Source organism: Jatrophihabitans sp. (genome assembly GCF_036389215.1).
In the GTDB taxonomy this organism is placed as follows: Bacteria; Actinomycetota; Actinomycetes; order Mycobacteriales; family Jatrophihabitantaceae; genus Jatrophihabitans_A.
Map to the genome: position 1 here is coordinate 18,636 of NZ_DASVQG010000131.1, position 11,880 is coordinate 30,515.

General features: G+C 71.1%; 8 protein-coding genes. All 8 read right to left on the reverse strand.

Annotated features, from left to right (window positions below; translation table 11 throughout):
* Nucleotides 1–11: 11 nt before the first annotated feature.
* Nucleotides 12–1,256: an MFS transporter gene (locus VF542_RS06000; RefSeq protein ID WP_408650787.1), complete on the reverse strand. Its 1,245-nt coding sequence runs from the start codon at nucleotides 1,254–1,256 to the stop codon at nucleotides 12–14.
* A 4-nt stretch (nucleotides 1,257–1,260) separates the two neighbouring features.
* Nucleotides 1,261–2,484 (reverse strand): cytochrome P450, encoded by a 1,224-nt coding sequence (locus VF542_RS06005; RefSeq protein ID WP_408650788.1) that lies wholly within the window; start codon nucleotides 2,482–2,484, stop codon nucleotides 1,261–1,263.
* Complete coding sequence (locus tag VF542_RS06010; RefSeq protein WP_408650789.1) at nucleotides 2,465–3,031, reverse strand: thioesterase II family protein; 567 nt, start codon at nucleotides 3,029–3,031, stop codon at nucleotides 2,465–2,467. Before VF542_RS06010 ends, VF542_RS06005 begins: the two co-directional genes overlap by 20 nt.
* A complete protein-coding gene (locus VF542_RS06015; RefSeq protein WP_408650790.1) occupies nucleotides 2,995–3,240 on the reverse strand; it encodes a hypothetical protein in 246 nt (81 codons plus the stop codon). The genes VF542_RS06010 and VF542_RS06015 overlap by 37 nt, the downstream gene beginning before the upstream one ends.
* On the reverse strand, nucleotides 3,237–3,542 hold the full coding sequence (locus VF542_RS06020; protein WP_408650791.1) for a phosphopantetheine-binding protein: 306 nt from the start codon (nucleotides 3,540–3,542) through the stop codon (nucleotides 3,237–3,239). Before VF542_RS06020 ends, VF542_RS06015 begins: the two co-directional genes overlap by 4 nt.
* A gap of 27 nt (nucleotides 3,543–3,569) precedes the next feature.
* The gene (locus VF542_RS06025; RefSeq protein ID WP_408650792.1) at nucleotides 3,570–3,764 is read right to left on the reverse strand and encodes an MbtH family protein; all 195 of its coding nucleotides are present in this window, start codon (nucleotides 3,762–3,764) and stop codon (nucleotides 3,570–3,572) included.
* A gap of 53 nt (nucleotides 3,765–3,817) precedes the next feature.
* Complete coding sequence (locus VF542_RS06030; protein ID WP_408650793.1) at nucleotides 3,818–8,293, reverse strand: amino acid adenylation domain-containing protein; 4,476 nt, start codon at nucleotides 8,291–8,293, stop codon at nucleotides 3,818–3,820.
* Nucleotides 8,290–11,880 (reverse strand): amino acid adenylation domain-containing protein (locus VF542_RS06035; protein ID WP_408650794.1); only part of this gene is annotated, 3,591 nt, incomplete at its 5' end. The genes VF542_RS06030 and VF542_RS06035, both read right to left, overlap by 4 nt.

Below are 11,880 nucleotides of genomic sequence, written 5' to 3' on the forward strand. Positions count from 1 at the left end.
ACGGAAACCAATCAGGACTGTTCGGCCCGGTGGACCTGCAGCGCCCGGGCAGCGGCCAGCGGGCCGCCGAAGGCGATCAGCGCACTGCAGAACCAGGCCACCGACGGGCTGGACAGGCTGGCGATCAGACCGCAGATCGCGTAGGCCACCGGTGCGCACCCGATGCCGGCCAGCGACAGCATCGACATCGCGGCGCCGAGCTGGTCGGGTGGCGAGGCCTTCTGGTACAGGGTGACCGCGGCTGGGGCGTTCTGGCCGGAACACACGCCCAGCAGCACCGCCAGCAGGGCCATCAGCGGCAATGACGGCGCGAGGATCATGCCGGAGAGCAGCACCGCGATTCCGAAGCTGCTGCCGACCAGCGCGAACGACAGCGGGATCCGCTGACCGAGCAGGGCTCCCAGCCCAGCGGACACCAGCGCGCCGGCGGCCCAGCAGGCGATGAGCAGCCCGACCGCGTAGACGTGCCAGCCGCGCCGGATGATGACCTCGGGCAGGCCCGGGTTCATCGGCCAGGCAAAGGCGAAGTCCAGGCACAGCCCGGACAGGAACAGCAGCCGCAGCTTCTGGTTGGCGAGCAGCAGCTTTACGCCGTCACCGGACCTGCGCCAGAGCGGCACGGTGGAGGCGGTCCGGGGCACGTCGATCGAGCGGGTGGACGGGGCCAGGCACAGCCACGACACCACGCAGCCGCCGCAGACCACCGCCAACGCGACGCTCAGGTGGCCGGTGGCGACCAACCAGGCGCCGAACGGCGAACCGAGGATGGGCGCGAACCCGCCGACCATGCTGCGGATGGAGTTAGCGGTACCGAGCCGGTCCCCCGACACCATGCGCGGCAGCAAGGTACCGAACGACGGCGAGCCGAGCCCGAGCAGCAAACCCTCCAGCCCCGCCACCACCACCAGCAGCGCAACCGACTGCGCCGTCATGGCGACGCCCACTGCGGTGGCCAGCACCACGATCCGGACACCGGTGGTACGCAGCAGCACCACCCGCGGGCCGAAGGCATCACAGAGCACGCCGCCGAAGATCATCGCCAGTGCGCGAGGCACCGACTCGGCCAGCGTCACCCAGGTGACCCCGACCGTGCCGCCGAGCTGAGCGGCCGCCCACATCGCGGCGATGAAGAACACCTGATCACCGATCAGGGAGATGCCCTGACCGCTGAGCAGCAGGCCAACCCGACCCCATGCCGCCGCCGCACCAACCGGCTGCTCGGGGGCCGCCGGTCGCGGCATCGTTACCTCAGACATCAGGTCAACCTTTCAGGAGGAACTTGTCACCGGTTCGACCGACGGCTGACCGCGCCGTCAGCCGGACCGGCAGGTGATCGAAGCCGAAATTGATGATCGAGCTGTTGTGGACCGGCTCGCCGGTCAGCTCGATCTCGCCCACCTGATCCAGCAGCGCGGCGTAGATCGCGCCAAGTTCGGCCTTGGCCAGCGGTGCGCCGACGCAGTAGTGCACGCCGACGCCGAGCGCCAGGTGCCGGTTGGGTGTGCGCTCGAGCAGCAGCTCGTCCGGCCGGTCGAACATCGCCGGATCGTGGTCGGCCGACCAGGTCCACACCGCGACCTTCTCGCCGGCCTCGATCACCTGGTCGCCGAGCTCGACCTGGCGGGTGGCGGTGCGCAGCACATGCAGGCCGACTGACGTGAACCGCAGCAGCTCATCGATGGCGGTGTCCAGTGCAACCTCGCCGGCTTGGAGCCGGCGCCAGCAGTCGGGGTGCTGCAGCAGCGCCCAGATGCTCATGGCCGCGGTGTGCCGCACGGTCTGCACACCGCCGACCACGATGTTGTCGAGATTGAGCACCACATCCTCGATCGGGAGCAGCTTGCCACCGATCCGGTGGGTGGCCAGAGTGCTGATCAAGTCGTCGGCCGGTTGCATCCGCCGTTGCATCACCTGGCCCAGCAGGTACGGCAGCAGCTTCTGGTGCCCGCCGCGCCGGCCCTGTGGGGTGCGGGCGAGAAAGGCCTCGTCGCAGACCGAGACCACCAAGTCACGATCCTCGGCAGGAATGCCGAGCAGGTCGCACATCACCGCCAGGGGAACCTGCGCCAGCACGTCGACCAGGTCGACCTCGCCGCGCTCGACGGCCTCGGCGATCACTGTGTCGGCGAGGTCGGCGATTCGCTCGGCCGAACCGCGCACGCCGCGCGGGGAGAAGTAGGGCAGCACCGGCGCTCGCAGCTCACGGTGGCGGGGCGGATCGGTCAGCGCCATCATCTTGCCGGCGCCGGCCGGCGTCGTGCCTTCTCCCGAGCCCAGCAGCGAGCCCCCCACCGAGCTGTAGGTGGCGGCATCGGTGAGCACCTCGGCACCGAGTGCATAGGTCAGCACCGACCACACCGGGCCGTCCTCGGCGGTGTTGGTGCGCTGCACCGGCCCGCGCTGGCGCAGCTCGGCGACGATGGTGCCCACGTCCGGCCGCGCCCAGAGTTGGGGATCGGTCAGGTCAACGGTCGCGGTGAGCATGGGCGTTCCTTCCGGCGTGTAGTTCGAGAAGTTCCCTAGCCGGCCCGATCGACATCGGATGGGCCAGCAGGTGGCCGCCGGCTGCGACCGAGACAGCGAATGGGCCGGTGGTGGCCGCAGCCCAGCGAGCCAGCGCGGTCGGTGGCAGCAGCAAGTCATCCGCGCCGGCCAGCGCGTGGATCGCGAAGTCGGGCACCGGCTCCGGGCAGTGCCGGTAGCTGCGGCAGATCGCCAGGTCGGCGCGGATCGCGCCGAGGGCGAACTCGCGGATCTCATCGTCCTCAGGCAGGAGTTCGTTCAGCCCGCATCCGCGCAGCAGCTCCTCGGCCTCGTCGTCGCAGGCCCGAACCGAACCGAACCAGTCCGGCGGCGCCGCTCCACAGGCCGGCACGAGGAGATCCGGCCGCAACCAGTCGGGCAGTGCTCGGGCCACCTCGTAGGCCAGTAACGCCCCGAAGCTTTGTCCGTAGAAAACCGCGCCCGGACGCAGCCGGGCACCGATGCCCTCGATCACGTCCGCGACCAGGATCTCGAACCGCGCGGGCATCGGCACCGTGATCCGGCCGCCCGGCCGGGCAACCGGATCGCCCACAGCTCCAGCGTGGGCCACACCGCGGCAGCCAGCCCGGCGAACGACGCAACGTCGCCGCCGGCGTGTGGAAAGCACAGCACCTGAGGTGTGCCGGGCGCCTGGAGGAACGGCCGGTACAGCCAGTCCCCGGCCAGCACCGGGCGCGGGCGGGCAGGTGCGCTCATCGGGTACCTCGGCGGCCGATGAGCGGGACGGCCGGCCGGGCGGGCGCACCGGCGCAGGCGGCCCGCACCGTGTCGGTGAACTCGGCGAGGGAGCAGGACTCCATCAGCTCGCGCAGCGACAGCTGGACGCTCAGCGCCGCCCGCAGCGTGTAGACGACTCGCAGCGCCGTGAGCGAGTGGCCGCCGAGCTCGAAGAAGCCCTGGTCCGGCGCGACCTCGGGCACTCCGAGCGCCTCGGCCCAGACCCGGGCCACGGTCTCGGCGAGCCCGCCTGACAGCTCCTGCCGCACTTGCTCGGTCATGGGGTCTCCTTGGTGGCTGATGTCGGCTCAGACGCCCAGCGCGAGGCGCAGGCTCTTCGGGCGGATGTCGGTCCAAATCTCGTCGATGTGGGCGACGCACTCCTCGCGCGTGCCGGTCATGCCGATCTGCTGCCAGCCTGCCGGCACGGCCAGCTCGACCGGCCAGATCGAGTACTGCTCTTCGTCGTTGACGACGACGGTGAACTCTTCGAACGCGTCCATCTGATTCCTCCGGTGTGAACTTGTGACCAGGTCGGTCGGATTGGGGTTCGGTCTCAGCCGACGGTTTCGGGCATCCGGTCGCCGCACGCGGCGGCCAGCCCCGCCAGCGCTTCCAGATAGCCGGCCACGTACTGCTCGGCGGTCTCCTCCGGCACCACCGACGGCAGGTGGTCCACCGCCAGCAGCAGGCGTTCGGACGCCGGGTCCTGCACCAGCGCCACGCCCAGGCTGAAGTTTGTCGGCTCGTACCGCAGCGTCGGCTCGCAGCCGATCCGCTCGTCGTCCACGAGCCGGGTGTCCGAGCCTGCCAACCGGCCCAGGGCGTGGAATCGCAGGAACGCGAAGCAGGTCTCCAACCGGGTGCCGGTCATGAACCGGGCCAGCTGGGCGAACGGAACCCGCCGGTGCGGCAGAAGCTCGACCTCGGCCTGGTGCACGTGGCGGACCAGATCCAGCCCGGTCAGGCCGGCTGGTTCCACCACCAGCGGCACGGTGTTGAGGAACAGCCCGTACGCCTCTGTGCCGCTGCGCTCCTCAAGCCGGCCGTTCACCGACAGGCCGGTGGTGATCCGGTCCCGACCCGTGACCCGGTGCAGCGCCAGGATGTGCGCGGCAAGCCCGACCGCCTTGATCGGAACGCCGGCTGCCTCGGCGATCAGCCGCAGCTGGACCGGTGCGTCCGGCAGCACCCGCTCGACGGTGCGCGGGATCTCGGCGGTGGCCGTCACCGAATCGGGCGAGCCGGACCAGAGTGCGCCGCTGGCACCGGTGAGCCGCTCCCTCCAGAACGCCACGCTGTCGGCCGAGGACGCCGCCGCCTGCTCCGCGGCCACGAAGTCCCGGAACGTCGAGGCCGGTGGTGGCACCCGCGGGGTGGCCGGGTCGGCGATCAGGGTGGCGTGCCGCTCCAGGATCTCGGTGAGCAGCGAGGTGAAGCTCCAGCCGTCCAGGATCGCGTGGTGCTCTGCAATGGTGAGCTGGAAAGCGCCGGCGGCCAGCCGCTGGGCGACCAACCGGAACAGCGGGGGCGCGCCCAGATCGAACCGGGTGGCGCACAGCTCGTCGAACACCGCGGTGATCTCGGCTCGTTGACGCGACTCGGTCAGCCCGCTCAGGTCGGTGACGGTCACCGGCGACGGTGCCTCGGCGTGCACGATCTGCAGCGGCTGGCGGTAGCTGATCACGTCCAGGCTGGTGCGCAACACCGGGTGCCGCGCGATCACGTCGGCTGTTGCTGCTCGCAGCGCCCACTCGTGCAGCCGACCGGCCACCCGGTAGCTGTTGACGTTGTGATAGCCGCCGGCGTCGCCGGACAGCTCCATGTGGAAGATCATCCCGGTCTGCATGGCGGCCATCGGATAGGCATCCACCGCGTCGGCCGGCAGCTCTTTCCGGTCGTCCTCCGGCAGGCCGGAGAACGGCGCCAGCCGCACCGGACCGTCGAATGGACGCAGCAACGGCGCCAGCGAAGCCGGCGTCGGCGCGGCGAACAACTCCGGCAGGGTCACCGTCCAGCCCTGCTCGCGCAGCCGGCCGGCCAGGTGCACCGCGCGGATGGAGTCCCCACCGAGGTGGAAGAAGTTGTCGTGCACCCCGATGTCGGGCACGTCGAGGACGTCGGCCCAGCTGTCGGTGAGCAACCGCTCCCGGGTGTTACGCGGGCCGACATGGGCCGACGCCGAGCTGACCGAACCGGCCGCCGGGGCCGGCAGCGCCGCTCGGTCCACCTTGCCGTTAACGGTCATCGGCAATCGGTCCAGCACCGTCACCGTCGCAGGGATCATGTGCTCGGGCAGCGACCCGGCCAGCCAGCCGCGCAGTTCCGCATAGTCCGGCGCCGAGCCTGAGACCGTGACGTAACCGGCCAGCCGCCGGTCCCCCGGCTGCGGCTCGTGCACGGTGACCACGGCGCTGTCCACCGCGGGATGTCCGGCCAGTGCGTGCTCGATCTCGCCCAGCTCGATCCGGAAGCCGCGGATCTTCACCTGGTCGTCGCAACGGCCGAGGTATTCCAGCCCGCCTCCGGCCAGTCGCCGAGCCAGGTCGCCGGTGCGGTACAGCCGGCCGCCGGGCACCGATGGATCCGGCAGGAACCGCTGCGCGGTCAGGCCGGAGCGTCCCCAGTAGCCGTCGGCGAGCGCACCGCCGCCGATGTAGAGCTGACCGGTCACGCCCACCGGGCACGGCTGCAACCAGTCGTCCAGCACCGCCGCGGTCAGGTGCGGCAGGGGCGTGCCGATCAGGCTTCGTTCGAAGCTTCCCGCGTCGGTCACGTCATGCGTGGTGACGTGCACCGTGGTCTCGGTGATGCCGTAGAGGTTGCACAGGGTCGCCGGCGGTCGCGGCTCCAGTTGGAACCACCGGGCCACCACGCCGGGGTCCAGCGCCTCGCCGCCGAGCATCACCCAACGCAGCGCGGGCAGCGGACGGCGGACCGAGCGCAGGGTGGCTTCCAGCTGTCGCAGCGCGGACGGGGTCAGGCCTAGACAGCTCACTGCTTCCTCGGCAAGCAAGTTCACGAAGGTTTCCGGCGAGCGGCTGACCAGATACGGCACCACGACGAGCCGGGCACCGGAGTGCAGGGCGCCCCACAACTCCCAGACCGTCCAGTCGAAGGCGTAGGAGTGAAACAGCGTCCAGGTATCGGTCTCGGCGAAGGCGAAGTGCGCCCGGCCGGAGGCCATCAGCCGCCCGACGTGCTCGTGGGCGACGGCGACGCCCTTGGGCCTGCCGGTCGAGCCGGACGTGAAGATCAGATAGGCCAGGTCGTGCGGCCGAACCGGGACCGTCGGCCGGGTGTCGGGCATGGCGGCGATCAGGTCGGCCTGCTCGGTGAGGTGTAGTCCGGGCCAACCTGGCCCGGTCACCTGGTCGGTGACCACCAGCCGAACGCCGGTGTCGCCGAACACGAATGCCGCCCGGCCCCCCGGCGCGGCCGGATCCACCGGGACGTAGGCTGCGCCGGTCTTGAGGACGGCCAGGATCGAGACCACCACCGCGTCGGTGCGATCGAGCAGCAGGCCGACTCGGTCACCGTGCCTGACTCCGGCATCGATGAGCGCGTGCGCGAGCTGGTTGGCCTGCCGATCCAATTCGGCGTAGGACAGCGTTCGGCCGGCGAAGCTCACTGCGGGCCGCTCGGCGAACCGGTCCGCGGCGTCCTCGAATGCCTGGTGCAGGCATCGGGCAGCCGACCGGGTGGCCGGTTCGAGTTCTGCCTTAGGCACACGGGAGATCAGGCGCTCGGTGGAGGTGAGCGGCAGCTGCCACAGCGGCCGGTCCGGGTCGAGCAGCGCGGCGGTGAGCAGGCCGGCCCAGTCAGCGGTCAGCCGGTCGATGGTGGCCGGGTCGAACAGCTCGCTGCGGTACTCGACCTCGCCGCGCAGCTCGCCGTCGTCGAAGGTCGACCAGGTCAGGTCGAACTTGCTGGTCCCGTTGTGGCTGACCCGCCGGGTCGCGGTCAACGGGCCGAACCGCAGCGGGGCGGCACTCTCGGCGTGCGCGCCGAAGACGACCTGGACGAGCGGGGCATGCTGCGCCGACCGCTCGAGTGCCAGGTCGTCGACCAGCTCGTCGAACGGCACGTCCAGGCAGCCGTAGGCGTCGAAGGCCGAGTCGCGAACCGCCTCCACCAGCTGCCGGAAGGTCGCGGAGCGGTCCATCCGCACCCGGATCGGCAGGATGTTCACGAAGTAGCCGACGAGGTCGGCCAGTGCCGGGGTGTCGCGGGTGGTGACCGGGGTGCCGATCACCAGGTCCGCGGTGCCGGTGTAGCGGTTGAGCAGGGCGGCGAACGCAGCCAGTTGCACGATGAACGGGGTGGCGTCGTGGGCGCTGGCCAGCTGCTGGACCCGGGCCTGGGTGCCGGCCGGCAGTCCGAAGTCCCGGGTGTTGCCCGCGAAGGATTGCGCCGCCGGTCGCGGCCGGTCCGTCGGCAGCAGCAACCGGTCGGGCGCGCCGGCCAACTGCTCGCGCCAGTAGGCCAGTTGCGGCTCATGCTTCTCGGCCAGCCGCTCGAGTGCGTAATCGGCGTACTGGGTGGTGAGGTCGGGCAGCTGCGGCTGCCGGCCCGCCGTCTCGGCGGTGTAGAGCTCAGCCAGCTCACGCTCGAACACGTCCGCCGACCAGCCGTCCCAGATGATGTGGTGCACCACGATCAGCAGGGTCCGGTCACCCACCAGCACCGGGCGCAGCAGCGGTCCGGCGGCCAGGTCGAAGCCGGCGCCGGCCCGCTCGGCCAGTACCGCGGCCACGTCGGCCTCGCTCTCGGCGCTGACCCGCTCCAGTCGGATTCGAGCCTCGGCATGCACGGCCTGCACCGGTCCGTCCGGACCGAGGCCGAACGTGGTGCGCAGGGCTTCATGTCGCCGCACGATCGCCAGCAGCGCGCGCTCCAGCACGTCGGCGTCGACCGGGCCGTCGAAACGGAACACCCAGGGAACCGTGTAGGCGAGAGACCCGGGGTCCCAGCGGTCCAGAAACCACAGGCCGCGCTGCAGCCCCGACACCGGTGCGGTACGTCTGGTCACGGCTGCTCCTGTCGATCGGGGACGAGCGCGGGCAGCCTGCGGGCCAGCGCGCTGACGGTTCGGGTGGCGAAGACCAGCTGCGGCGCGATCCGCCGGCCGGTCCGCTGGGACAGCAGCAGGGCGACCCGGACGGCGGCCAGGGAATTGCCGCCGAGCCGGAAGAAGTTGTCCTGCGCGCCCGTCGGGGCGACTCCGAGCACCTGGGCCCACACCTCGGCGATCAGCCGCTCCGCCTCGGTGTCCAGGGAGTCGGCGGCGCCGGCCGGGCTCGGTCGAGCCGGTGCCGGCAGCGCAGCCCGATCGAGTTTGCCGTTCGCGGTCAAAGGTATCTCGGCCAGCACCGTGACACTGTTCGGGATCATGTAGTCCGGTAGCAGCGCGGCCAGGTAGTCACACACCTGCTCGTAGCTCGGCGCCGGATCGGCATGGCTGGTCAGGTACGCGGCCAACTGCGGCTGGTCCGGCACCGGCTCGCGAACCACGACCGCGCAGTCGATCACCGCCGGGTGCCGACCCAGCACGGCGGCGACCTCGGCCGGTTCCACCCGGAAGCCGCGGATCTTCACTTGGTCATCCACCCGGCCGGCGATGGTCAGTGTTCCGTCCGGGTTCCAACCGCCGAGATCGGAGGTGCGATACATCCGGGTGCCGGGTGGCCCGAGCGGATCGGGCACGAAGCGCTCGGCGGTCAGCCCCGCCTGACCGACGTAACCCAGCGCCAGACCGTTCCCGGCGACGAAGATCTCCCCCGTGGCGGCCGGGCCGAACCGATCGTCCAACACGTACACGCGCTTGTTCGCCACCGCCGAGCCGATCGGGATGGCGGCGGCGGTCAGATCGGCGGCGGTGACCGGGTGGTGGGTGGTGAAGCCCATGCTCTCCACCGGGCCGTACCCGTTGCTGATCCGCAGCTGCGGGTGGCGTTCGCGCAGCCGGGCGACGTGCGTCACCGAGGCCCGCTCGCCGCCGGTGAAGACCACCTTCAGGCCGGCGAAGATCGGGTCGAACTCGTCCACCAGCAGGTTGAACAGGCTTGCCGACAACTGCAGGTGCGTCACGTGATACCGAGCGGTCAACCGCGCCATGATCTGCGGCTCCGGACGTTGCCCGGCCTGCACCACGCAGGCGCCGCCGAACAGCAGCGCGCCGTACAACTCCAGCCCGAAGGCGTCCCAGGAGACCGGCGAGCACTGCAACCACACCTCGTCCGGCCCGAAGTCCGCGTAATCCTGGCCGAGGTAGGTGGCAGCCAGCGCACGGTGGGTCGCCAGCACGCCCTTAGGGCGGCCGGTCGAACCGGAGGTGAACATTACGCAAGCAACGGCGTCCACCGGCACCGGCAGCCGCAGGTCGCTGCCGTCCCCGGCCGCGGACGCCTCGGCGATCAGCCGGCCGGTCAGCACCAGCCGGACGCCGGCGTCGGCGACCGCGGCCAGCCGTCGCTGCTCGGGTAACTCCGGGTCGAGCAGCGTGTAGCCGGCACCGGACTTCAGCGCGCCGAGCAGGCCCACGATCAGGTCCACACCGCGCGGAACTTCGATGCCGACCACATCACCGGCGCCGATGCCCTGCTCTGCCAACCGACGGGCGAGCCGGTTGGCCCGGACGTTCAACTCGGCGTAGCTCACCTCGTAGTGCCCGCCGTCGTCGGTGATCAGCGCGGGCGAGTCCGGCCGCAGTTCGGCCTGCCGCTCGAACAGCGCGTGCACCGGCTGGTCGAGTTCGGTTGCCGGCGTGGCGGCGCCCGGGATGGTGGCAGGCACCCGGCCGCGCACCGGCTGCTCCGGGTCGGTTACCAGCGCGGTCACCGCGGCCAGCCACTCCGCGTTGAGTTCGACGGCGGTCGACTCGTCGAACAAGTCGGCGTCATACTCGATTCGGCCGGTGAAGCCGGTTCCGTCGTCCTCCACCGACCAGGACAGGTCGAAGCGGGAGAGCTCGTTGACGTGCAGTTGCCGGAGCAGGCGGGCACCGGCCACCGGCGCCGGCCGGGGGTCGGCGGTGTGCATCTCGAAGACCACCTGGAACAGCTGATGCCGCTCGGCCGAGCGTTCGGCCAGCACGCTGCCGGTGATCTCCTCCAGCGGCACCTGCTGGTGCTGGTACCCGCCGAGCGCGACGCCGCGCACCGAGTCGAGCAGATCGCGCAGGGAGGCGTCCGGGTCGATCCGCACGCGCAGGGGCAACACGTTGATGAAGTAGCCGATCAGGGCGTCCAGCTCCGGGCGGTCCCGCACGCTGACCGGGCTGCCGATCACCAGGTCGTCGGCGCCCTCGCGTCGATGCATCGCCAGCGCTAGGCCGGCCAGCAGCACCATGAACGGCGTCGCATCGCTGGACCGGGCGAATTCCCTTACCGCCTCGGCCACCAGGGGTTCGAAGGCGAATCGCGCATACCCGCCGCGCTGCGTCGGTTCGGCCGACCGCGGCCGGTCGGTCGCCAGCACCGGCCGGGGGGACACGTCGCGCAGCTGCTCGAGCCAGTAGTCCAGTTGACCGTCCGCCAGGCCGCGCTCGACCAGCCAGGCGGCGTAGTCGGCGTACTGCACCGCCAGCTCCGGCAGCCGGGGCGCGCGGCCGGCGGCCAGCGCCTGGTAGCACTCTCGCAGCTCGCGGTCGAGCACGGCCAGTGAGCCCTCGTCCCAGACGATGTGGTGCAACACCAGGAGCAGGGTGGCGCTCTCCGCGTCGGTCCGGATCAGCTCCGCCCGCAGCAGCGGTCCGGCGGCAAGGTCGAACGGCCGCTGGGTTACTGCCCGGATCAGTTCCACCCGCCGCGTCTGCTGCTCAGCGGCCGGCAGCCCGGTCAGGTCATGGACCGGCAGCGCGAGGGCCACGCGCTCGGCAATGACTTGGCGAGGCAGCGTATTCACGATCTCGAAGGTGGTGCGCAGCGCCTCGTGCCGCTCGACGACCAGCCGCAGCGCCTGCTCGAGCAGGTCGGAGTCGATCGCCCCACTGAACTGGAACAGCCAGGGCACGTTGTAAGTCGAGGTGTCGGGCTGCCAGCAATCCAGCAGCCACAGGCCGCGCTGGAACGGCGACAGCGGCGCGCTGATGGCCGACCGACGGACCGGGCCTTCGTCGGTGTTCCCGCCGCTGAGTTGGCTGTGCAGCGCTCCGGTGAATTCGCCCAGCGTCGGCGCCTGGAAGATCAGGTACGGCGACACCGGACCGAACACCTCGAACACCCGACCGGCGACCCGAACCGCGGTCAGCGAGTCACCACCGAGGTGGAAGAAGTTGTCCTGCACACCCACCTGCGGCAGGCCGAGCACGTCGGCCCAGATACCGGCCACCAGCTGCTCGGTGGGCGTGCGCGGGGCCAGGAGGCCGGGCTCGGCCGAAGCCGCAACTGGTTCGGGCAGCGCGGCCCGGTCAACCTTGCCGGTCGCGGTGAGCGGCAGCTCCGGCAGCACCGCGATGGTCGCCGGGATGAAGTGTTCGGGCAGCGCGCGAGCCAGGAACTCCCGCACCTGCGCGTAGTCCGGCGGCGGACCGGCGGCGACCAGATAGCCGGCGAGCCGGTACCCGTGCTCGACCGAGCCATGCGCCGCGACCGCGCAGGCCGACACCGCCGGATGGCG